Annotated in this window: 19 protein-coding genes and 2 tRNA genes; 3 read left to right on the plus strand and 18 right to left on the minus strand. The window is 70.9% G+C overall.

Annotated features, from left to right (window positions below; translation table 11 throughout):
- Positions 1-55: 55 nt before the first annotated feature.
- From ACNJ93_RS10130 to ACNJ93_RS10175, 10 genes are all read right to left on the minus strand, one after another.
- Complete coding sequence (locus tag ACNJ93_RS10130; RefSeq protein WP_418957040.1) at positions 56-1,684, minus strand: CHAD domain-containing protein; 1,629 nt, start codon at positions 1,682-1,684, stop codon at positions 56-58.
- A 42-nt stretch (positions 1,685-1,726) separates the two neighbouring features.
- Positions 1,727-2,926 carry a rod shape-determining protein RodA gene (gene rodA, locus ACNJ93_RS10135; RefSeq protein WP_418957041.1) on the minus strand — a complete coding sequence of 400 codons (1,200 nt, stop codon included), beginning with the start codon at positions 2,924-2,926 and terminating at the stop codon, positions 1,727-1,729.
- Positions 2,927-2,930: 4 nt separating this feature from the next.
- Positions 2,931-5,141 (minus strand): penicillin-binding protein 2, encoded by a 2,211-nt coding sequence (mrdA, locus tag ACNJ93_RS10140; protein ID WP_418957042.1) that lies wholly within the window; start codon positions 5,139-5,141, stop codon positions 2,931-2,933.
- A 19-nt stretch (positions 5,142-5,160) separates the two neighbouring features.
- Positions 5,161-5,823 carry a rod shape-determining protein MreD gene (mreD, locus tag ACNJ93_RS10145; RefSeq protein ID WP_418957043.1) on the minus strand — a complete coding sequence of 221 codons (663 nt, stop codon included), beginning with the start codon at positions 5,821-5,823 and terminating at the stop codon, positions 5,161-5,163.
- Positions 5,824-5,827: 4 nt separating this feature from the next.
- Positions 5,828-6,850, minus strand: coding sequence for a rod shape-determining protein MreC (mreC, locus tag ACNJ93_RS10150; RefSeq protein WP_418957044.1), 1,023 nt, complete (start codon positions 6,848-6,850; stop codon positions 5,828-5,830).
- 90 nt (positions 6,851-6,940) lie between these two features.
- Entirely contained in the window at positions 6,941-7,960 is a 1,020-nt protein-coding gene (locus tag ACNJ93_RS10155; RefSeq protein WP_418957045.1) for a rod shape-determining protein, read from the minus strand.
- 272 nt (positions 7,961-8,232) lie between these two features.
- The gene (gene ndk, locus ACNJ93_RS10160; RefSeq protein WP_418957046.1) at positions 8,233-8,646 is read right to left on the minus strand and encodes a nucleoside-diphosphate kinase; all 414 of its coding nucleotides are present in this window, start codon (positions 8,644-8,646) and stop codon (positions 8,233-8,235) included.
- A 64-nt stretch (positions 8,647-8,710) separates the two neighbouring features.
- The gene (locus ACNJ93_RS10165; RefSeq protein ID WP_418957047.1) at positions 8,711-9,067 is read right to left on the minus strand and encodes a DUF4233 domain-containing protein; all 357 of its coding nucleotides are present in this window, start codon (positions 9,065-9,067) and stop codon (positions 8,711-8,713) included.
- Between the two features lie 5 nt (positions 9,068-9,072).
- Positions 9,073-10,584, minus strand: coding sequence for a bifunctional tetrahydrofolate synthase/dihydrofolate synthase (gene folC / locus ACNJ93_RS10170; protein WP_418957048.1), 1,512 nt, complete (start codon positions 10,582-10,584; stop codon positions 9,073-9,075).
- Positions 10,585-10,707: 123 nt separating this feature from the next.
- On the minus strand, positions 10,708-13,332 hold the full coding sequence (locus ACNJ93_RS10175; protein WP_418957049.1) for a valine--tRNA ligase: 2,625 nt from the start codon (positions 13,330-13,332) through the stop codon (positions 10,708-10,710).
- A 138-nt stretch (positions 13,333-13,470) separates the two neighbouring features.
- On the opposite strand from ACNJ93_RS10175, the gene ACNJ93_RS10180 reads away from it, so the two are divergent.
- A complete protein-coding gene (locus tag ACNJ93_RS10180; protein ID WP_418957050.1) occupies positions 13,471-14,442 on the plus strand; it encodes a hypothetical protein in 972 nt (323 codons plus the stop codon).
- A gap of 76 nt (positions 14,443-14,518) precedes the next feature.
- Here the strand turns inward: ACNJ93_RS10180 and clpX are convergent, their stop codons facing one another.
- The 5 genes from clpX to ACNJ93_RS10205 all read right to left on the minus strand — a co-directional run bounded on the left by clpX (position 14,519) and on the right by ACNJ93_RS10205 (position 19,151).
- Entirely contained in the window at positions 14,519-15,802 is a 1,284-nt protein-coding gene (gene clpX, locus ACNJ93_RS10185; RefSeq protein WP_318106826.1) for an ATP-dependent Clp protease ATP-binding subunit ClpX, read from the minus strand.
- Positions 15,803-15,961: 159 nt separating this feature from the next.
- Positions 15,962-16,648, minus strand: coding sequence for an ATP-dependent Clp protease proteolytic subunit (locus ACNJ93_RS10190; RefSeq protein WP_418957051.1), 687 nt, complete (start codon positions 16,646-16,648; stop codon positions 15,962-15,964).
- A gap of 44 nt (positions 16,649-16,692) precedes the next feature.
- Positions 16,693-17,298, minus strand: a complete 606-nt coding sequence (locus ACNJ93_RS10195) for an ATP-dependent Clp protease proteolytic subunit (protein WP_418961361.1) — start codon at positions 17,296-17,298, stop codon at positions 16,693-16,695.
- 220 nt (positions 17,299-17,518) lie between these two features.
- Entirely contained in the window at positions 17,519-18,901 is a 1,383-nt protein-coding gene (gene tig / locus ACNJ93_RS10200; protein WP_418957052.1) for a trigger factor, read from the minus strand.
- A 173-nt stretch (positions 18,902-19,074) separates the two neighbouring features.
- Positions 19,075-19,151 (minus strand) — tRNA-Pro (locus tag ACNJ93_RS10205).
- Positions 19,152-19,282: 131 nt separating this feature from the next.
- On the opposite strand from ACNJ93_RS10205, the gene ACNJ93_RS10210 reads away from it, so the two are divergent.
- Positions 19,283-19,356: transfer RNA gene (locus tag ACNJ93_RS10210), tRNA-Gly, on the plus strand.
- 58 nt (positions 19,357-19,414) lie between these two features.
- Here ACNJ93_RS10210 and ACNJ93_RS10215 read toward each other — a convergent pair.
- The 3 genes from ACNJ93_RS10215 to ACNJ93_RS10225 form a co-directional block, all read right to left on the minus strand.
- Positions 19,415-19,609: a hypothetical protein gene (locus ACNJ93_RS10215; protein WP_393642633.1), complete on the minus strand. Its 195-nt coding sequence runs from the start codon at positions 19,607-19,609 to the stop codon at positions 19,415-19,417.
- A 169-nt stretch (positions 19,610-19,778) separates the two neighbouring features.
- The gene (locus ACNJ93_RS10220) at positions 19,779-20,237 is read right to left on the minus strand and encodes an HD domain-containing protein (protein WP_418957053.1); all 459 of its coding nucleotides are present in this window, start codon (positions 20,235-20,237) and stop codon (positions 19,779-19,781) included.
- Positions 20,238-20,240: 3 nt separating this feature from the next.
- A complete protein-coding gene (locus tag ACNJ93_RS10225; RefSeq protein WP_418957054.1) occupies positions 20,241-21,386 on the minus strand; it encodes a PP2C family protein-serine/threonine phosphatase in 1,146 nt (381 codons plus the stop codon).
- A gap of 107 nt (positions 21,387-21,493) precedes the next feature.
- On the opposite strand from ACNJ93_RS10225, the gene ACNJ93_RS10230 reads away from it, so the two are divergent.
- A complete protein-coding gene (locus ACNJ93_RS10230; protein ID WP_418957055.1) occupies positions 21,494-22,723 on the plus strand; it encodes a GNAT family N-acetyltransferase in 1,230 nt (409 codons plus the stop codon).
- Positions 22,724-22,742 lie beyond the last annotated feature (19 nt).

Here is a 22,742-nt window from a genome sequence, read left to right on the forward strand (position 1 = left end):
GAGCTGGCGTGGGGCGACTCTCAAGCGTACCCCGGTGCTCGGGAAGTCCTGTCCGCTACAGATCGGGGGTCCGGGCCTCGGCCCAGACCTCCGGCAGCTCGCGCTCCGTGCGGGCGGCGGCGGCCTCCTCGCGGCCGTGCAGCAGCCCCCAGGTGAAGGCGGACTCGCCGGCCGCGTGGGCCTGGGCGGCGAGGGTGCGCAGGGCCTCGCGGGCGACGACGCTGTCCTGGTGGTCGCCGAGCAGGCTCTGGACGGCCTTGACGCGGGAGGCCAGCTTCTTCGCGGGCTTGCCGAGGGTGGGGACGGCCGCCTCGGCGGCGTAGCGGGCGCGTTTGGCGGCCTTGCGGGCCTCGTGCAGGGCGAGGTCGCGGTCCCGGCCGGGTTCGAGGGCGAGGGCGTGCTCGACGGCGGCGGCGAGGCGGCCGTGGTCCTTGAGCACGGCCTTCCGCAGGACGCCGGGGGCGGGGCGGGCGGCGCGCTTGCGGAGCGGGGGGTCGGCGAGCAGGGCGTCGAGGGCGTCCAGGAGGGCGAGGTGCCGGGGGGAGTCGAGGGCGGCGAGGGCGCTGCGGCGGGCGCTGCCGGAGCGGCGGGTGTCCCAGATGCGCAGCCGGTTGCGGACCGGGCCGAGGAGCAGGGTGCGGGGGGTGTCGTCGAGCTGCCGGCGCAGGCGGGCGACGAGGACCTCGTGGTCGCGGGCGTGGCCGAGTTCGCGGGCGAGCCACTTGAGCTCCTCGCCGACGGGGTCGGTGGCGGTGCGGTCGAGGACCTTGCGGTACGTCTTGAAGGCGCTGCGCAGGCGCCGGCAGGCGACGCGCATCTGGTGCACGGCGTCGGGCAGGTCGCGGCGGACGGCGGGGTCGAGGGCGACGAGGGCGTCCCGCTGGGCCCGTACGTACGTGAGTACGGCGGCGCCGGCGCTGCCCTCGGGGAGGGTCTCGGGGGCCTGGTCGCCGGCGGCGCGGCGGGCCTGCTGGGCGATGAGCTTGCCGGCCGGCTCGTCGTCGTGCGGTTCCGCCTCGCCGGCGCGGCGGGCCGCTTCGGCCGCGCGCCGGATCGTGGTCTTTGCGGGGCCGTCCGGGCCGGGGGCGGTCTCCTGCAGGGCCCGGGCGAGCTTCGAAGGGGAGTCGGAGCGGCGGATGCCGGCCTTCTTCAGGCGTTTCTCCACGGCGTCGAGGACCTTCTCGTCCGCGCCGTCGGCGAGCTCGACCTCGATCTCCGTCCAGCCGGCGATGGCCCCGTCCCGGCGGCCGAGCCGTTCGGCGCTGACCGTGTCGACGGAGAGCTCCGCGAGCAGCGCGCCGTCCTTCGCGCGCAGGTGGCGTACGGCGCGCGAGGAGCGGAGGCGGACGACGGGGAGGACCTGGCCGGTGCGGACGCGGGATCGCAGGAGCCCCGCCAGGCCACGCGGGAGCGTGTCCGACAGCGGGGCTCTGATCTCGTCGCGGATGCCGGAGGCGACGGGGAACTTCAGGTGCCAGCCGGCGTCCTCGCCGCCGGTCCTGCGGCGCAGGGTGAGCGCGTCGGCGGCCAGTCTCAGGTCGGGGGTGTCGTAGTAGACGGCGTCGAGTTCCGTGACGCCGCGGTCCTGGACCGAGGCGATGCCGGGCACCTCGGTGAGGTCCGGCAGCGCCGTTCCGTCTCCGGCTTCGTACTTCCGCTCGATCTCACGCTTCGTCTCCGCCATGAATCGAATCTAGACGGGATGTGAACGCGAGGGGAGTACGTGTCAGGCCGACATGGGACGTTGCACCCGGATCGACTGCAGCAGTCCGATCGCCACCCACACCGCGAACATCGACGAGCCGCCGTAGGAGACGAACGGCAGCGGCAGGCCGGCGACCGGCATGATGCCGAGGGTCATGCCGATGTTCTCGAAGGACTGGAAGGCGAACCAGGCGATGATCCCGGCGGCGACGATCGTGCCGTACAGCTCGGTGGTCTCCCGCGCGATGCGGCAGGCGCGCCACAGGATGACGCCGAGCAGGGCCAGGATCAGTCCGGCGCCGAGGAAGCCGAGTTCCTCGCCGGCGACGGTGTAGATGAAGTCGGTCTGCTGTTCGGGCACGAACTGGCCGCTGGTCTGGTGGCCGTTGAACAGCCCGGCGCCGTACAGGCCGCCGGAGCCGATCGCGATCCGCGCCTGGTTGGTGTTGTAGCCGACGCCGGCCGGGTCGAGCTCGGGGTTGGCGAAGGCGGCGAAGCGGTTGATCTGGTACTCGTCGAGCATGCCGAGCGCGGTGACGAGCACCGCTCCCCCGATGCCGGCGCCGATGAGGCCGAGGACCCAGCGGTTGGAGGCTCCGGAGGCGAGCAGGACGCCGAGCACGATGACGGCCATGACCATCACCGAGCCGAGGTCGGGCATCAGCATGACGATGCCCATGGGGAGCGCGGCGAGCAGCAGCGACTTGGCGACGGTGCCGTGGTCGGGATGGAGCTGGTCGCCGGCGTCGACCTTCGCGGCGAGCAGCATCGCCATGACCAGGATGATCGTGATCTTCACGAACTCGCTGGGCTGGAGCGAGAAGCCGCCGCCGATGACGATCCACGCGTGGGCGCCGTTGATGGTGGCGCCGAGCGGGGTGAGCACGGCGAGGATCAGCACGAGGGAGATGCCGTACAGGACCGGCACCGCGCCGCGCAGGGTGCGGTGGCCGAGCCAGACGGTGCCGATCATCAGGACGAGCCCGATGCCGGTGTTGAGCAGGTGCCGCCAGAGGAAGTACTCCGGGTCGCCCTGGTTGAGTTCGGTGCGGCCGCGGGTGGCGGACCAGACGAGCAGCGCGCCGAGCAGCGAGAGCACGAGGCTGGACAGCAGGATCGGCCAGTCGAGCCGGCGCAGGACGGAGTCGCGGGCGGTGAGCCGGGCGAGCGTCCCGCGTTCGGGGGCGTACCGGGAGACGGAGAAGCCGGTGCGGGCGTTCATCGGGTCAGTCCCTCCAGATGGGCTGGGGCCCGTGAAGCGGTGGTGTGACCGGCTGCCGTTCGCCCGGCTGCTGGCCGGCCTGCTCGGGCGCGACCTTCTGGGCGTCGGGGTCGTACGGCTTGATGGTGGGCGCGTCGATGCTGCCGTCGGGCTGGATCTTCGGCAGGTCCTTCTGCGGCTGGGGCAGCAGGGCGCGCTTGAGGTCCTGGTTGCCGGCGTCGTCGAGGCCGTAGAGGGCGTCGTAGATGTTGCGCACGGCGGGGCCGGAGGCGCCGGAGCCGGTGCCGCCCTGGGAGATCGTCATGACGATGGTGTAGTCGCGGGTGTAGGTCGCGAACCACGAGGTGGTCTGCTTGCCGTAGACCTGCGCGGTGCCCGTCTTGGCGTGCATCGGGATCTTGTCCTGGGGCCAGCCGCCGAACCGCCAGGCGGCGGTGCCGCCGGGCTCGACGACGGACTTGAGGCCCTTGTCGAGGTCGCGGATGGTCTGGGCGTCGACCGGCAGCCGGCCGTGGGCCTTGGGCTTGATCTCCTGGATCTTCTTGCCGTCGGGGCTGATGACGGCCTTGCCGATGGTCGGGTTGTAGAGGGTGCCGCCGTTGCTGATGGCCGCGTAGGCGGTGGCGAGCTGGATGGGCGTGATGAGCACGTCGCCCTGGCCGATGGCGAAGTTGATGCTGTCGTACGCCTTCAGCTGGTTGCCCTCCAGGCAGCTCTCGTACGCGATCTGCTCGACGTACGTGCCGCCCTTCTTGCCCTGCTTGCACCAGGCGTCCTTGTTCGCCTCCCAGAAGCTCTGCTTCCAGCGGCGGTCCGGGATGCGGCCCTTGACCTCGTTGGGCAGGTCGATGCCGGTCTCGGAGCCGAAGCCGAAGTCGTGGGCGGTGCGGTAGAACCAGTCCTTGGCGTTCTTCTTGGGCTTCAGGCCGCCGTCGCGGGACCACTCCTGGTGGCCGAGCCGGTAGAAGACGGTGTTGCAGGAGAACTTGAGGGCGTCTCCGAGGGTGATGGGGCCGTGGCCCTGCGACTCGAAGTTGGCGAAGCTGCGGTTGCCCATGCTGTACGAGGCGCTGCAGTTGTACTTGTCGTTGAAGTTGTTGCCGGCGCGGACGGCGGCGCTCGCGGAGACGACCTTGAAGACGGAGCCGGCCGGGGACTGGCCCTGGATGGCCCGGTTCAGCAGCGGGTAGTTGGAGCTCTTGCTGGTCATCGCGGCGTAGTCCTTGGCCGAGATGCCGCCGACCCAGGCGTTGGGGTCGTAGTCGGGCTGGGAGGCCATGGCGACGACGCGGCCGGTCTTCGACTCCATGACGACGACGGCGCCGGCGTCGGCCTCGTACTTACGGCCGGTGATCTTGTCGGTCTCGCCGCGGACGGTCTTCATCGCCTGGGCGAGCTCGTACTCGGCGACGGCCTGGACGCGGGCGTCGATGCTGGTGACGAGGGTGGCGCCGGCGATGCCGGGGTCGGACTCGGTCTGGCCCATGACGCGGCCGAGCTTGTCGACCTCGTAGCGCGTGACGCCGGCCTTGCCGCGCAGCTCCTTGTCGTAGGTGCGCTCGATGCCGGAGCGGCCGACCTGGTCGGAGCGGAGGAACGGCGAGTCGGTGTCCTTGGCCTTCTCGATCTCCTCGTCGGTGACCGGCGAGAGGTAGCCGAGGACCTGCGCGGTGCGGGCGCCGCCGAGCGCCGGGTAGCGGCGTACGGCGGTGGGCTCGGCGGTGATGCCGGGGAAGTCCTCGGCGCTCTCCCGGATGGTCAGCGCCTGCTGGGTGGTGGCCTCGTCGGTGACGGGGATCGGCTGGTAGGGCGAGCCGTTCCAGCAGGGCTTGGGGGTCTCGGAGTCGCAGAGCCGGATCTTGTTGATGACGTCCTGCGGCTTCATGCCGAGGACCCCGGCGAGCCGGGTGAGGACGGCCTTGCCGTCGTCCTTCATCTTCAGCATCTCGGTGCGGGACGCGGAGACGACGAGCCGGGTCTCGTTGTCGGCGAGCGGGACGCCGCGGGCGTCGAGGATCGAGCCGCGCACGGCGGGCTGGACGACCTGCTGGACGTGGTTGCCCTTCGCCTCGTCGGTGTACTCCTTGCCCTGGCGGATCTGGAGGTACCACAGCCGCCCGCCGAGTGTGAGCAGCAGGGAGAAGACGAGGACCTGGATGATGACGAGCCGGGTCTGGACCCTGGGGGTCCGTCCGGTCTCCGGGATGTTGCTCATGCTGCCGTTGCCCCCTCGGTCACAGTCGCTTGACTCCCTTGATGCGTCCGGCCCGTGAGGCCCGGGAACGGGCGGCCTTGACGCGCAGGCCGCTGCGCTGGGCCCCGATCCGCAGGCCGGTGCCGGAGGAGAGCCAGCCGGAGGCCACGTCGGTGGCGGTGCCGGTCTCGGCCAGCGGGTCGTTCTCGACGCGGCGGGCCAGCGCCATGATCGCCGGCACCGTGAAGGGGGCGAGCAGCAGGTCGTACAGGGCGGCGGTGAACAGCAGGAAGCCGAGGCCGACATGGCGGGCGGCGGTGTCGCCGACGAGCGCGCCGACGGCCGCGTACAGCAGCGTGGAGCCGACGGCGGCGACGACGACCACGGCCATCGGGCCGGTGGCGGACCGGATCTGGCCCTTCTCGGGCCGGAACAGGCCGACGACGTAGCCGACGACGCAGAGCACGAGGGCGTAGCGGCCGACGGCGTGGTCGGCGGGCGGGGCCAGGTCGGAGAGCAGTCCGGCGCCGAAGCCGATGAGCGCGCCGCTGACGTGCCCGTACACCAGCGACAGGGCGATGACGGTGAGCAGGACGAGGTCGGGCACGGCGCCGGGGAGTTGGAGCCGGGACAGGACGGAGACCTGGACGACGAGGGCGACGACGACCAGGGCCGCGGAGAGCAGGATCCGGTTGATCTTCATGGCCTCAGTCCCCCTGCTGGTCGTTCTGTCCGTCGGCGGGCGCCTGTCCGGGCGCCTGCGTCTCGCCGGGCTGCTGCGCCTGCCCCGCCTGCTCGCCCTGCTGCTCCTGCCCGGGCGGCGGCGGGGTGACCGTGACGGTGACGGTCGGCACGGGCCGGGGCTTGGCGGGCTTGGGCGGCAGGACCGTGTCGCGCGGGTCGGTGCGCGGGGCCTGGACGACGACGCCGACGATGTCCAGCTTGGTGAAGCCGGCGTACGGGCGGACGTAGAGGTTGCGGGTCAGGTCGCCGCCGGCCGGGTCGACGCGGACCACCTCGCCGACCGGCACGCCGGGCACGAACGGCTTGGAGCCGTGCGAGCCGAAGGTGACCAGGCGGTCGCCGGGCTTGACCTTGGCCTTGCCGTTGAGGAGTTGGACGAGCAGCGGGCCGTTGCCCTGGCCCGTGGCGAAGCCGAGCTCGTTGTTCTTCTCCATGCGGGTGCCGACGGTGAAGTCCGGGTCGCTGGCGAGGAGCACGGTGGCGGTGGACGGGCCGACGGTGGTGACGCGGCCGACCAGGCCCGCGCCGTTGAGCACGGTCATGTCGCGCTGGATGCCGTCGTCGGCGCCGGCGTCGATGGTGATGGTCCAGGAGAAGCCCTGCGCGGCTCCTATGGCGATGACCTGGGCGGCCTTGATGCCGTACTGGCCGGCGCCCGCCGTCTTCAGCAGCGCGTCGAGTTCGGCGAGGCGGCTGCGGTTGCGGTCGTCGCTGCCGAGCTTGGCCTTGAGGGCCGCGTTCTCGCGTTCCAGGGCGGCGATCCGGGTGTGCCGCTCGCCGGAGTCGCGGACGGCTCCTATGGCGTTGCCGATCGGGTCGACGGCCGCCGCGACGCCGTTCTCGACCGGCCCGAAGGCCGCGGCGGCGGCCCGCCGGGCGCCGTCGACCGGTGACTCCTCGCCGCCGCGGATGTCCACCGTGATCAGTGCGAACGCGATGGCGACCAGCAACACCAGGAGTAGCCGGCTCTCTCGTGTGTCCCTCACGTGCGGCGGCCGTGCCTTTCCGATTGGTTCGATTGTTCGGTGCGGTTGACCCCCGGGGCGTTGCGGCCCCGGGGGGAGGAGCGGTGCGGACTAGCGGCGCGGCTGCGCGTCGAGGACCTGCTGGAGGGCCTCGAACTCCTCCACGCACTTGCCGGAGCCCAGCGCCACCGAGTCCAGCGGGTCCTCGGCGATGTGGATCGGCATCCCGGTCTCGCGGCGCAGCCGCTCGTCCAGGCCGCGCAGCAGCGCGCCGCCCCCGGTGAGAACGATGCCGCGGTCCATCACGTCACCGGAGAGCTCCGGCGGGCACTTGTCGAGGGTGGTCTTCACCGCGTCGACGATGGCGTTGACCGGCTCCTCGATGGCCTTGCGGACCTCGGCGGCCGAGATGACCACGGTCTTGGGCAGACCGGAGACCAGGTCGCGGCCGCGGATCTCGGTGTGCTCGTCCTTCTGGAGGTCGTACGCCGAGCCGATGGTGATCTTGATCTGTTCGGCGGTGCGCTCGCCGAGGAGGAGCGAGTACTCCTTCTTGATGTGCTGGATGATCGCGTTGTCCAGCTCGTCGCCGGCCACCCGGATGGACTGTGCCGTGACGATTCCGCCGAGGGAGATGACGGCGACCTCGGTCGTGCCGCCGCCGATGTCCACGACCATGTTGCCGGTGGCCTCGTGGACCGGGAGGCCCGAGCCGATGGCCGCGGCCATGGGCTCCTCGATGATGTGCACCTGGCGCGCGCCGGCCTGCGTGGAGGCCTCGATGACCGCGCGGCGCTCGACTCCGGTGATGCCGCTGGGGACACAGACGACGACACGCGGGCGGGCCAGGTAACGGCGCTTGTGGATCTTCAGGATGAAGTAGCGCAGCATGCGCTCGGTGATCTCGAAGTCGGCGATCACACCGTCCTTCAGCGGGCGCACGGCGACGATGTTGCCGGGGGTCCGGCCGATCATCTTCTTCGCCTCGGAGCCGACGGCGAGGATGCCGCCGGTGTTCGTGTTGATGGCGACGACCGAGGGCTCGTTCAGGACGATGCCACGACCCCTGACGTACACCAGCGTGTTGGCGGTCCCGAGGTCGACAGCCATGTCACGGCCGATGAACGACATAGAGTTCCCCTTGTTTCCCATGAGGATGCGTCGGGCCTTCCCAATTGGAGCTTGACGGCTGCTCAGGTCGGCGAGGTGGTGGTGACGCGTGTGCGGTGGCGTGGAGGTTTCCATCGTAGTGCCGCCCGCAGGGATCCGGCGCGGTGGACCACCTCTGTACAGCAGACGAGATGACGCAGCCAACCGTTCCCGGTTCTTCCGCTCATATGCCTGGGGGCGACCGAATTCCTTCGGTCGCCCCCAGGGCGTTGCTGCGATCGGTTGATACCGGGTCAGACCAGACCCGGGAAGAAGATCTTCAGCTCCCGGGCGGCGGACTCCTCCGAGTCCGAGGCGTGGATCAGGTTCTCCCGGACGATGGTGCCGTAGTCACCCCGAATGGAGCCGGGCGCCGCGGCGATCGGGTCGGTCGGGCCGGCCAGGGTCCGCAGACCCTCGATGACCCGCTCGCCCTCGACGACCATCGCGACCACCGGACCGGACTGCATGAAGCCCATGAGCGGCTCGTAGAACGGCTTGCCCTTGTGCTCGCCGTAGTGCTGCTCCAGCGTGTCCTGGTCCAGCTCGCGCAGCTCCAGGGCCGCGATGGTCCAGCCCGCCTTCCGCTCGATACGGCCGATGATCTCGCCGATCAGGCCACGGCGGACCGCGTCGGGCTTGAGCAGGACGAGCGATCGCTGGCTCACGGGGAAAACTCCTTCACGTACGGTGTGCGGACCTCAGAGGCTACAGGGCCCCCCGGCGCCGCCGTCACGCAGCGTCAGGCCCTGCCGAGCCCTGGGACTCCGCCCAGCGGGCCTTCACCTCGTCGATCCGCCGCCCGTAGTGCACCGAGCACCACCACAGCACCGCGAACAGGATCCCGAGGACGAACATCACCGGCAGGACGAAACCGCTCGCGACCAGCGCCAGCTGCAGCGCCCAGCCGAGCTGCACGCCGCCCGGACGGGTGATCATCCCGCACAGCAGCAGCGACAGCAGCATCGCCACCCCGCAGACCGTCCACACGGTCGACATCGCCAGCGTCTCGTCCTTCATGGCGACCAGACCGGCGAACCCGATCACGAAGAACTCGCCGATCAGGGTGGAGGCACAGAGAGTACGCAACGGATTCAGCCCTTCCCGAGAAGCAGCCGGGCCTCGCCGACCGTGAACACGGAGCCGGTCACGAGCACACCCGCGCCCGCGTACTCGCCCTCCTCCTCCGCCAGGGTGATCGCCGCCTCGATCGCGTCGTCCAGCCGCGGCTCGACCACCACCCGCTCGTCGCCGAACACCTCCACCGCGATCGCCGCCAGCGCGTCGGCGTCCATCGCGCGATGCGTCGAGTTCGAGGTCACCACGACCTCCGCGAAGATCGGCTCGAAGGCCTCCAGAAGGCCGCGCACGTCCTTCTCGGCGCTGGTCGCCACCACACCGATCAGCCGCGAGAAGCCGAACGACTCCGAGACGCCCTCGGCCGTCGCCGCCGCACCCGCCGGATTGTGCGCCGCGTCCAGGATCACCGTCGGCGACTTGCGGACCACCTCCAGGCGGCCCGGCGAGGCCACCGAGGCGAAGGCCCGGCGGACCGTCTCCAGGTCCAGCGTCCGGGCGTGCGCCGCGCCGACGCCGAAGAACGCCTCCACCGCCGCCAGCGCGACCACCGCGTTGTGTGCCTGGTGCGCCCCGTACAGCGGCAGGAACACGTCCGCGTACTCGCCGCCCAGCCCGCGCAGCGTCAGCAACTGCCCGCCGACCGCCACCTCGCGCGAGACGATGCCGAACTCCATGCCCTCGCGGGCCACCGTGGCGTCCACCTCCACGGCCTTCTTCAGCAGCACCTGCGCCGCGTCCACCGGCTGCTGCGCCAGGATGACCGTCGCGTCCTGCTTGATCACGCCGGCCTTCTCGGCGGCGATCTCCCCGGGCGTGCCGCCCAGCCGGTCCGTGTGGTCCAGCGAGATCGGGGTCACGACGGCCACCGAGCCGTCGATCACGTTGGTGGCGTCCCACGTGCCGCCCATGCCGACCTCGACCACCGCCACGTCCACCGGCGCGTCCGCGAAGGCCGCGTAGGCCATCGCGGTGAGCACCTCGAAGAACGACAGCCGGTACTCCTGCCGGGCGTCGACCAGCTCGACGTACGGCTTCACGTCCTGGTACGTCTCGATGAACCGCTCCGCCGAGATCGGCGCGCCGTCCAGGCTGATCCGCTCGGTGATCGACTGGACGTGCGGCGAGGTGTAGCGGCCGGTGCGCAGGTCGAAGGCGGTCAGCAGCGCCTCGACCATGCGGGCCGTGGACGTCTTGCCGTTGGTGCCGGTGATGTGGATCGACGGGTACGCGCGCTGCGGCTCGCCGAGCACGTCCATCAGCGACGCGATCCGCGTCACCGACGGGTCCAGCTTGGTCTCGCCCCAGCGGGTGGCCAGCTCGCTCTCCACCTCGCGCAGCGCCCGGTCGACCTCCGGATCCTCCGGGCGGGCGGGCACGGCGTCGGCCTGCGGCGGACCGGCCTGGGCGCGCAGGGTGCGGCTGCCGGCCTCGATCACCGCCAGATCGGGGTCTCTGTCGGTCTCGGTGTCGACGATCTCGTCGAACCGGTCGAATGCGTCGGACTCGTCGCGGGGCTGCTCACTCACGGGACCAGTCTACGGAGCAGGGCCGACAGCGCCGTGGAGGCGGGTGCGCGAGAGGCCCGGAACCGTGGGGTCCCCCCTGCTCCTCAAGAGCTTGGGGGAGGTTCCGGGCCTCTCGGGCTGCCGCTACGCCTGGGGCAGGCGGTCCAGCTGCGTCTGGATGCGGGCGATGTCCTCGTCCGCCTTGGCGAGCCGGGTGCGGATCTTCTCGACCACGTTGTCCGGGGCCTTGGCGAGGAACGCCTCGTTGCCCAGCTTCGCGTTCGCCTGGGCCTTCTCCTTCTCGGCGGCCGCGAGGTCCTTCGCGAGGCGCTTGCGCTCCGCGGCCACGTCGATGGTGCCGGACAGGTCCAGCGAGACCGTGGCGCCCGCGACCGGCAGCGAGGCGGTGGCCGCGAAGCCCTCGCCCTCCGGCTGGAGGCGCAGCAGCTGGCGGATGGCCGCCTCGTGCGCCGCCAGCGCGGTGCCGTCCAGCTCCAGCCGGGCCGGGACCTTCTGGCCGGGCTGCAGGCCCTGGTCGGCGCGGAAGCGGCGGACCTCGGTGACGACCTGCTGGAGGTTCTCGATCTCGGCCTCGGCGGCCTCGTCGCGGAAGCCCGAGTCCTTCGGCCACTCGGCGACGACGAGGGACTCACGGCCGGTCAGGGTGGTCCACAGGGCCTCGGTGACGAACGGGACGATCGGGTGCAGCAGGCGCAGCATGACGTCCAGGACCTCGCCGAGGACCCGGCCGGAGACCTTGGCCTGCTCGCCGCCGGCGAAGAACGTCGTCTTCGACAGCTCCACGTACCAGTCGAAGACCTCGTCCCAGGCGAAGTGGTACAGCGCGTCGCTGAGCTTCGCGAACTGGTAGTCCTCGTAGTACGCGTCGACCTGCGCGACCGTCTTGTTCAGCCGGGACAGGATCCAGCGGTCCGTGGCGGACAGCCGCTCGACCGGGGGCAGCTCGCCCTCGATCGTCGCGCCGTTCATCAGCGCGAAGCGGGTCGCGTTCCAGATCTTGTTGGCGAAGTTCCGGGAGGCCTTGACCCAGTCCTCGCCGATCGGGACGTCGACGCCCGGGTTGGCGCCGTTGGCCAGGGTGAAGCGGACGGCGTCGGAGCCGTACTCGTCCATCCAGTCCAGCGGGTTGACCACGTTGCCGAAGGACTTCGACATCTTCTTGCCGTTCTGGTCACGGACCATGCCGTGCAGGGCGATGGTGTGGAACGGCGGGGTGCCGTCCATGGCGTAGAGGCCGAACATCATCATCCGGGCGACCCAGAAGAAGAGGATGTCGTAGCCGGTGACCAGGACGGAGTTCGGGTAGAACTTCTCGAGGCTCTTGGTCCGCTCGGGCCAGCCGAGCGTGGAGAACGGCCACAGGCCGGAGGAGAACCAGGTGTCCAGGACGTCGGTGTCCTGGTGCCAGCCCTCGCCGCTCGGCGGCTGCTCGTCCGGTCCGACGCAGACGACCTCGCCGTTCGGCCCGTACCAGACCGGGATGCGGTGACCCCACCAGAGCTGGCGCGAGATGCACCAGTCGTGCAGGTTGTCGACCCAGTCGAAGTACCGCTTCTCCATCTCCTGCGGGTGGATCTTGACCTTGCCGTCGCGGACGGCGTCGCCGGCCGCCTGCGCCAGCGGGCCGACCTTGACCCACCACTGCATGGACAGGCGCGGCTCGATGGTGGTCTTGCAGCGCGAGCAGTGGCCGACGGAGTGGACGTACGGGCGCTTCTCGGCGACGATCCGGCCCTCGGCGCGCAGCGCGGCGACGATGGCGGAGCGGGCCTCCAGGCGGTCCAGGCCCTGGAAGGGGCCGTGGGCGGTGATGACCGCGCGCTCGTCCATGACGGCGAGGTTCGGCAGGCCGTGGCGCTGGCCGATCTCGAAGTCGTTGGGGTCGTGCGCCGGGGTCACCTTGACGGCGCCGGTGCCGAACTCGGGGTCGACGTGGGTGTCGGCGACGACCGGGATGCGGCGGCCGGTCAGCGGCAGCTCGATCTCGGTGCCGACGAGGTGCTTGTACCGCTCGTCGTCCGGGTGGACGGCGACGGCGGTGTCGCCGAGCATCGTCTCGGCGCGGGTGGTGGCGACGACGATCTCCGCGTCCCCGGAGCCGTACCGGATGGAGACGAGCTCGCCGTCGTCGTCCTGGTACTCGACCTCGATGTCCGAGATCGCCGTGAGACAGCGCGGGCACCAGTTGATGATGCGCTCGGCGCGGTAGATCAGCTCGTCGTCGTAGAGCTTCTTGAAGATGGTCTGGACGGCCTGGGACAGGCCCTCGTCCATGGTGAAGCGCTCACGGGACCAGGCGACGCCGTCGCCCAGGCGCTTCATCTGGCCGGAGATCTGGCCGCCGGACTCCGCCTTCCACTGCCAGACGCGCTCGACGAACGCCTCGCGGCCCAGGTCGTGGCGGGACTTGCCCTCCTTGGCGAGCTCGCGCTCGACGACGTTCTGGGTGGCGATGCCGGCGTGGTCCATGCCCGGCTGCCACAGCGTCTCGTAGCCCTGCATCCGCTTGCGGCGGGTCAGCGCGTCGATGAGCGTGTGCTCGAAGGCGTGGCCCAGGTGGAGGGAGCCGGTGACGTTCGGCGGGGGGATGACGATGGTGTACGGAGGCTTGTCGCTGTTCTCGTCGGCCTCGAAGTACCCCCGCTCCACCCAGCGCTCGTACAGCTTCCCCTCTACCTCGGCCGGCGCGTACTGGGTCGGCAATTCGGTGGTGGCGGCTGCTGGCTGCTGCTGAGTGTTCTCGGTCACGGGGTCAGTTTAGAGGTGTCCCGGCCCCGGCCCGAAACGAGATAGTTCCGTAACGGTGTGCCCCCCACCGCTCGTGCGGGGCAATCGTTCCGCCAGGATGACGGGTACGCATAAACATCCTGTGAGGGGAAGCCCTTAATGAGCTACAACCAGCCGGGACCGTACGGTGGTCCGCCGCAGCAGCCCGGGCCCTATGGGCAGCCGGGTCCCTACGGACAGCCGCCGCAGGCCCCCCAGCCCGGCTACGGGTATCCGCAGCAGGCGCCGCAGCCCGGGTACGGGTACCCGCAGCCGGGCGTGCCGCCGCAGCAGGCGCCCTACGGGCAGCCCGGGCCGTACGGGCAGCCTCCGCAGCCGCCGTACGGGCAGCAGCCGCAGTACGGGCAGGGCCCCGGCGGTTACCCGCCGCCGGCGCCGAAGAAGCGCACCGGCGCGGTCGTGGCCGTGGTCGCGGCGGTCGTCGCGCTCGGCGTGGGCGCGTACTTCGTGTTCGGCGGCGACGGCGGCGGCCTCGGCGGCGGCAGCGCCGTGAGCGACGACACCAAGGGCTACAAGGTCGTGGCCCCGGAGACCGTCGGCGAGTACAAGAAGAACCCGGGCGGCGGCGAGAAGCCGCTGAACACGGAGCAGAAGGCGCGGGCGACGGCGCTGGGCATCGCGAACCCGGCGCAGGTCATCGCCCAGTACAAGACCAGCCCGGAGCCGCTGAAGGGCAAGCAGCTGACGCTGAGCGGTCTGTACGGCGAGATCGCCGACCCGGCGCTGGCGCTGGACAACTACTTCGCCAGCATCGGCAAGAACCCCGACATGCAGGCCGGTCTGAAGATCGAGCCGGTCGGCACCGCCGAGGAGGTGAAGCCGGCCGGCTTCTCGGGCGCGCTGATGAAGTGCCAGATGGTGAAGATGAGCAGCGTGAAGGCGCCGGGCAGCCCGGCCGGCGGCCCGAGCTCGCTGGAGGTCCCGACCTGCGCCTGGGCGGACTACTCCACGCTCGGCGCGGTCAACATCCTGGACCTGGCCACGATGATGACCGGGCAGGCGACGGTGCAGCAGACGGAGGTCGCCGACATGGCGGCGAAGCTGTACGCCTCGGCCCGCACCAAGGCCTGATCCGCGGGAGCAACGCACAGGGGCGCCCGGCCGGTTGGAGGATCCGGCCGGGCGCCCCTGTGCGTGTCCGGTGCGGCTACGCGCTCTTCTCGTGCCGGCCGTCGTTCTTGACGATCCGCGGCACCAGCGTCGGGTTGACGTTGTTGTGGACGACGTCGGCGGTGATGACCACGCGGGCCACGTCCTTGCGGGACGGGACCTCGTACATCACCGACATGAGGACCTCTTCCATGATGGCCCGCAGACCGCGCGCGCCGGTGCCGCGCAGGATCGCCTGGTCGGCGATGGCCTCCAGGGCCGGCCGGTCGAAGTCCAGCTCCACGCCGTCGAGTTCGAAGAGCCGCTGGTACTGCTTGACCAGCGCGTTGCGCGGCTCGACGAGGATCTTCAGCAGGGCCTCGCGGTCGAGGTTGTGGACGCTGGTGATCACGGGGAGGCGGCCGATGAACTCGGGGATCATGCCGAACTTCACCAGGTCCTCGGGCATGACCTCCTGGAACTGGTCGCTGGCCTCGATCTCGCGCTTGGAGCGGATGGTCGCCCCGAAGCCGATGCCCTTGGCGCCCGCGCGCGACTCGATGATCTTCTCCAGGCCGGCGAAGGCGCCGCCCACGATGAAGAGCACGTTCGTCGTGTCGATCTGGATGAACTCCTGGTGCGGGTGCTTCCGTCCGCCCTGCGGGGGAACGGAGGCCGTCGTGCCCTCCAGGATCTTCAGCAGGGCCTGCTGGACGCCCTCGCCCGACACGTCACGCGTGATCGACGGGTTTTCGCTCTTCCGGGCGACCTTGTCGATCTCGTCGATGTAGATGATCCCGGTCTCGGCCTTCTTGACGTCGTAGTCGGCCGCCTGGATCAGCTTGAGCAGGATGTTCTCGACGTCCTCGCCGACATAGCCCGCTTCCGTCAGCGCCGTCGCGTCGGCGATGGCGAAGGGGACGTTGAGCATGCGGGCGAGCGTCTGGGCCAGCAGCGTCTTGCCGGAGCCCGTGGGGCCCAGCAACAGGATGTTGGACTTGGCCAGTTCGATGGCGTCGTCCCGGCCCTGCGCGCCGCCGTTCTCGCCGGCCTGGACGCGCTTGTAGTGGTTGTACACCGCGACGGAGAGGGCCTTCTTCGCGGGCTCCTGCCCGACGACGTACCCCTCCAGGAACTCGTAGATCTCGCGGGGCTTGGGGAGTTCCTCCCACCGCACCTCGCTCGTCTCGGCGAGCTCCTCCTCGATGATCTCGTTGCAGAGGTCGATGCACTCGTCGCAGATGTACACACCGGGGCCTGCGATGAGCTTCTTCACCTGCTTCTGGCTCTTTCCGCAGAACGAGCACTTGAGCAGGTCGCCGCCATCACCGATGCGTGCCACGAGGTGCTTCCCCTTCGCCTGGGAGCGGCATTGGTTCAGCCGACTCCTGGTGCCTCATATCCGACGGTACCTTGCCGGGCCCCCCGTTCGGGCCCCCCTTGGCACGGTTCACATCGAAGCGGGTGCTCCGGGCGAACCGTGCCAGGGGAAGGTCGAGCGTCAGACGGCCGAGGCGGCCGTGCTCTTGCGGGTCGAGACGATCTGGTCGATCAGGCCGTACGCCAGGGCGTCCTCGGCCGTCAGGATCTTGTCACGCTCGATGTCGTCGCGGATCTTCTCGATCGGCGTGGAGGAGTGCTTGGCCAGCATCTCCTCGAGCTGGCTGCGCATGCGCAGGATCTCGTTGGCCGCGATCTCCAGGTCGGAGAGCTGCTCACGGCCGGTGCCGCCGGAGGGCTGGTGGATCAGCACGCGGGCGTTCGGCAGGGCCATCCGCTTGCCGGGGGTGCCGGCGGCGAGCAGCACGGCCGCGGCGGAGGCCGCCTGGCCCATGCAGACCGTCTGGATGTCGGGCTTGACGAACTGCATCGTGTCGTAGATGGCGGTGAGGGCCGTGAAGGATCCGCCGGGGCTGTTGATGTAGATCGAGATGTCGCGGTCCGGGTCCATCGACTCCAGGCACAGCAGCTGCGCCATGACGTCGTTGGCGGAGGCGTCGTCGATCTGCACGCCGAGGAAGATCACGCGCTCCTCGAAGAGCTTCGCGTACGGGTCGTACTCGCGGATGCCCTGGGAGGTGCGCTCGACGAAGCGCGGGACCACGTACCGGTTGTCCACCTGGGGGCCGGTGTACAGGCCGCTCGCGGATCCGGAGTAGCCGGGGAAGTTGCTCATGGGGTTCACCATCCTGGTGGCGTTCTGCGGGCTGGGGCTGGGCGGTACGGCGCGGCTCAGGCGCCGGTGCCGCCGCCGCCCGGAACGCCCGAGGCGGCGGAGATGATCTCGTCGATGAGGCCGTATTCCTTGGCCTCCTCCGCGGTGAACCAGCGGTCGCGGTCGCCGTCGCGGATGATCGTCTCGACGGTCTGGCCGGAGTGCAGCGCGGTGATCTCGGCCATGCGCTTCTTGGTGCGGAGCAGGTACTCGGCCTGGATCTTGATGTCCGAGGCGGTGCCGCCGATGCCGGCGGAGCCCTGGTGCATCAGGATGTCGGTGTTCGGCAGCGCGAAGCGCTTGCCGGCGGTGCCGCCGGTGAGCAGGAACTGGCCCATCGAGGCCGCCATGCCCATGCCGATGGTCACGACGTCGTTGGGGATGTACTGCATGGTGTCGTAGATGGCCATGCCGGCCGTCACGGAGCCACCGGGGCTGTTGATGTAGAGGTAGATGTCCTTCGACGGGTCGGCGGCCAGGAGGAGCATCTGGGCGGTGATCTTGTTGGCGATCTCGTCGTCGACCTGCTGGCCGAGGAAGATGATCCGCTCGCCGAGCAGCCGGTTGTAGACATGGTCGCCGAGGCCACCACCGATGGACGGCTCACCCGCGGCGTAAGGCATCAGATTCGTCACGTATCCACCTGCTCGTCTCCGACGGCGTACGTGCCGTCTCAGCGTCTCGTTCGGAGGGCACTGCCCTCGTATTCATGGACCCTAACGCCCTGGTAGGACAACGCCATCCCGGTTCCCGAACTGTTCGCTCGGAGCGCAAGGTGCGCGGGTCCGTTTGGGAACGGGGAAGGGCCCGGACGCGCGTGCGTCCGGGCCCTTCCCGACGGGCTTACTTGGCCTCGGCCTCGGCGTCGCCCTCGACGGCGTTCGCGACGGCCTCGGCGGCCTCCTCGACCTCGTCCTCGTCGGAGAGGTCCACGACCTCGCCGTTGCTGTCGACGACCTTGGCGGCCTCGACGACGACCGCGAGGGCCTTGCCGCGGGCGACCTCGCCGACCAGCATCTGGACCTGGCCGCCCTCGACGACGGCCTGGGCGAACTGGTCGGGGCTCATGCCGGAGGAGGCGGCGCGGCGCAGCAGGTGCTCGGTGAGCTCCTCCTGGCTGACGCTGAGCTTCTCCCGGGCGACCAGCTCGTCGAGGATGAACTGGGTCTTGATGCCCTTCTTGGCCTGGGCCTCGGTCTCCGCCTGGAACTCCTCGGCGGTCTTGCCCTGGAGCTCCAGGAACTTGTCGAGGGTGAGGCCCATCTGGCCGAGCTGGTGGTGCTCGAGGTTGTGCTTGCGGGTGTTGATCTCGTCCTCGAGCAGCTTCTCCGGCATCGGGACGTCGACCAGCTCGATGAGGGCGTCGAGGACGCGCTCCTGGGCCTGCGTGGCCTGCTCGAACTGCTTCTGGTTCTCGAGGCGCTTGCGGGCGTCGGCCTTCAGCTCGTCGAGGGTGTCGAACTCGGAGGCGAGCTGGGCGAAGTCGTCGTCCAGCGCCGGCAGCTCACGGGCGGCGACGGCGGTGACCTTGACGGTGACCTCGGCCTCCTTGCCCGCGGCCGAGCCGCCCTTCAGCTCGGAGGTGAAGGTGGCCTCGCCGCCGGCCTCCAGGCCGGTGACGGCCTCGTCGATGCCGTCGAGGAGCTCGCCGGAGCCGATGGTGTAGGAGACGCCGTTGGCGACGCCGTCGGCCAGCACCTCGCCGTCGACCTTGGCCTCCAGGTCGACGGTCACGACGTCGCCCTCGGCGGCGGCGCGCTCGACCGGAGAGGTGGAGGCGAAGCGCTCACGGAGCTGCTCGACGGACTTCTCGACGTCCTCGTCGGTGACCTCGACGGAGTCGACGGTGACCTCGATGCCGGAGTAGTCCGGGATCTCGATGGCCGGGCGGACGTCGACCTCGGCGGTGAAGGCCAGCAGCTCGCCGTCCTTCAGCTCGGTGATGTCGACCTCGGGCTGGCCGAGCGGGTTGACCTCGGCCTCGTTCACGGCCTCGGTGTAGAACTTCGGGAGCGCGTCGTTGACGGCCTCCTCCAGCACGGCGCCGCGGCCGAACCGCTGGTCGATCACACGAGCCGGGATCTTGCCCTTGCGGAAGCCCTTGACCGTGACCTGCTGGTTGATCTTCTTGTACGCCGCGTCGAGGCTGTCCTTGAGCTCCTCGAAGGGCACCTCGACAGTGAGCCGAACCCGGGTCGGGTTCAGGGTCTCCACGGCGCTCTTCACGGTTCGGTCTCCTTGGTGGCTGATTCTGGGATGTGGCGGGCTCCGCTCGGCGGCGGTTCCTGCCGTCGGCCCGGTCAGAAAAGACACACGGGCACGTAGCCTGCATAGTAACGCCATGCCGGATGCGCCCCACAACGCGATCTTGGCGCGAGCGGTGATCTCGGGGAATCCAGTGGTCGGGGTGGCGGGATTTGAACCCACGGCCTTCCGCTCCCAAAGCGGACGCGCTACCAAGCTGCGCCACACCCCGTCGGTGCGACACGTAGGGTACATGTTGGGGGACGGTCCGACGCCCCGCCCGAAAGGGGCGTGCGGCGGCGGCACCGGACCCGCTAGGATGCTCCACGTGCCGCGGCCCTCGTGACCTGCGGCGCGACGCTTGCGGGCGTAGCTCAATGGTAGAGCCCTAGTCTTCCAAACTAGCTACGCGGGTTCGATTCCCGTCGCCCGCTCCACTCACGGCTCCGGCCCGGTCAGCACGCGCTGACCGGGCCGGAGCCGTTTCGGCATGCCCTAGAACTTGATCGAGTTGATCGTCATCGCTATCGAGTCGAGGAAGCGCTGGATGTCGTCGGCCATGCCGGTCGAGGCGAGGAAGAAGCCGAAGAGGGCGGCGACGACCGCGGGGCCCGCTTTGAGGGAGCCGCCCCGGATCAGTACGACGAGGACGATGCCCAAAAGAAGCACCACAGACAGTGAAAGGACCACAACTGATCACACCCCTGGTCGGTCCGCTAGCCGGCCGGGGGACACACGACTCACGCGCCCCCGCTCCCACCATCGTGCCACCAACCTCGGCCGCGTAGTCCCCCGGTGACGAATCGTCGGCGTACGGATCGGGCCACTTCGGCGACATCTGGGCGGCGCGGCGCGCGAATTAGGCTTGATCGTTCCGTTCGAGACCGAGAAGCGCGCGCATGCGGGCGTACTTCTCGGTCAGTCTGCGGCGGGTCGGATCGTCGAGGACGGCGAGCCGGGCCGGGTCCGCGTTGTGGGCGAGGTCGGACTCCTTGACCAGGAGCGCGCCGGGGACCGCGAGGACGCGCTCCGCGTACGACTCCGGGGTCTCCCCCGGGCGTTTGGTGAGGGCCAGCACCATGTCCCCCACCCGCGGCGGGAGTTCGAGCGCCCGGAGCTGCTCCTCGGTGAGCGCGTCGTCCTCCACGGCGTCGTGCAGCCAGGCCGCGGCGATCTGGTCCTCGCTGCCGCCCCGGGCGCGTACGCCCTCGGCGACGGCCCGCAGGTGCTCGGCGTACGGGCGTCCCGCCTTGTCGGTCTGGCCCTCGTGGGCCGCGCGGGCCAGGGCCTCGACCTCGGCGAGGGTGAGCTGCGGCATCGGTCACGCCTTCCTGGTGATCAGGAGGAGCGCCCGGTCGTCGTTGACGTCCTTGGCGCAGGCCTCGATGAGGTGCCAGGCCGCGCCCTCGAAGCCGGAGGCGACGTAGCGGTCGGCCTCGCCGGTGAGCCGGTCGATGCCCTCGGCGATGTCGCGGTCGGCGGCCTCGACGAGGCCGTCGGTGAACAGCATCAGTACGTCGCCGGGCCGCAGGGAGCCCTTGACCGGGTGGAACTCGGCCCCGTCGTAGACGCCGAGCAGCGGGCCCTCGGCGGCCTTCTCCTCCCAGCGGCCGGTGCCGGCGTGCAGTTGGAGCGCGGGCAGGTGGCCTGCGGACAGCAGTTCGTAGTCGCCGGACTCCAGGTCGAGCACCAGGTGCACGGAGGTCGCGAAGCCCTCGTCCCAGTCCTGGCGCAGCAGGTAGCCGTTGGCGGCGGTCAGGAAGCCGTGCGGGGGCAGCGAACCGAGCAGCCCGCCGAAGGCGCCGGACAGCAGCAGGGCGCGGGAGCCGGCGTCCATGCCCTTGCCGGAGACGTCGGTGAGCACGACCTCCAGGGTGCGGCCGCCGTTGGTGCGGGCGGCGACGACGAAGTCGCCGGAGAAGGACTGGCCGCCGGCCGGGCGCAGGGCCATCTCCTGGTGCCAGCCCTGCGGCAGCCGGGGCAGCGCGCTCTGCACGCGGATGCGTTCGCGCAGGTCGAAGAGCATGGTGCCGCCGCGTCGCCAGGGCACGCCGACCCGGGCCCGGAACTGGGCGAGCAGCAGTCCGAACAGTCCGCAGGCGGCGACCACCAGGACCGTGCCGGGGGTGACGGCGGCGGGGGCGTGCGGGTACGGGCCGAGCACCAGCGACTCGACGATCAGCGCGCCGGCGGCGGCCGCGTACAGGCCCAGCAGGCTGGCGGGGCGCAGCAGCAGTCCGCCGGCGACGATCGGCAGGACCAGGGCGGCGGGGGCGCACCAGGTGGGGTCGAGCAGCGTGCCGGCGGTGATCGCGGGGATCATCAGAAGCAGCGCGGCCATGGCCAGCCAGTCGGAGCCCTCGCCGCGGAAGTAGTCGACCCCGGACTTGCGCAGGCCGGTGCGGGCCCGGCGGGCGCGCCTGCGCAACCGGGCCGCATAGGTATCCACTCCCGCGCGACTTCTCATTGGCCTGGACCCTATCCACCCGATCGGCGCTCGTGCAGGGGGACCCCTCCGACATTGCGCGCGAAAACGGGTCGCCCGGTGCGTGCGGGCGCTGGTATCGATGGCATATGACGACGGAACTGCGGGTGCTCGACCCGGCCGACTGGGACGACTGGTACGCGAATCTGGAGCTGGCGTTCGGGGGGCTCGCGGAGGCTCCGGAGGAGCGCGCGCTCTGGCGCGAGCTGACCGAGTGCGACCGTTCCGTGGGGGCCTGGGACGGTGAGCGGGTGGTCGGCACGGCGGGCGCGTTCTCGTTCCGGCTGTCCGTGCCGGGCGGGGCGCTGGTGCCCGTGGCGGGCGTGACGATGGTGGGCGTCGCCGCGACGCACCGCCGCCGCGGCATCCTCACCTCGATGATGCGGCGTCAGCTGGACGACGTACGGGCGTGGGGCGAGCCGCTGGCCGTGCTGACCGCCTCGGAGCCGGAGATCTACGGACGCTTCGGCTACGGCATCGGCGCGTTCACCGCCCATGCGTCGATCGACACCACGCGGGTGCGGCTGACGGCGCCGGAGGGCGCGGACGAGGTGGTGCTGCGGCAGGCCGACCCGGCGAAGGCCGCGGCGGCGTGCGAGGCGGTGTACGCGCGGCTGGTCCCGGGGCGGCCGGGGATGCTCGCCCGGCAGCCGGGCTGGGAGCGGCTGCCGCTGCTGGACCCGCCCGGCGGGCGGGAGGGGGCCTCGCCGCTGCAGTGCGTGCTGGCGGAGCGGGGCGGCGAGGTCGTCGGGTACGCCCGGTACGCGATCAAGCCGGAGTGGAGCTACGCCGGGGCCGACGGCTCGGTGACGCTGCGGGACATCGGGGCGCTGGACCCGGCGGCGGAGGGGGCGCTGTGGCGGTTCCTCTGCTCGATCGACCTGGTCTCGTCGGTGCGGATCCGCAGCCGGCCGGTGGACGACGTGTGGCAGCACCTGGTGAGCGACGTGCGGCGCTGCGAGCCGACGCTGCGGGACGGGCTGCACGTGCGGCTGGTGGACGTGGGGGCGGCGCTGGCGGCGCGGCGGTACCAGGCGCCGGTGGACGTGGTGTTCGAGGTCGCGGACGCGTTCTGCCCGTGGAACGAGGGCCGGTGGCGGCTGCGCGGCGGGCCGGACGGGGCGCAGTGCGCCCGGACGGACGGCGCGGCGGATCTGGCGCTGTCCGTGCGCGAGCTGGGCTCGGCGTATCTGGGCGGCGTGTCGCTGACGTCGCTCGCGGCGGCGGGGCGGGTGCGGGAGACACGGCCGGGGGCGCTGACGGAGGCCGCGGTGGCCTTCGGGTGGCCGGTCGCGCCGTGGCTGCCGCACGGGTTCTAGCAGGGGTGGCCCGGGGACG

This window comes from Streptomyces tritici (assembly GCF_048500665.1).
GTDB lineage: Bacteria > Actinomycetota > Actinomycetes > Streptomycetales > Streptomycetaceae > Streptomyces > Streptomyces tritici.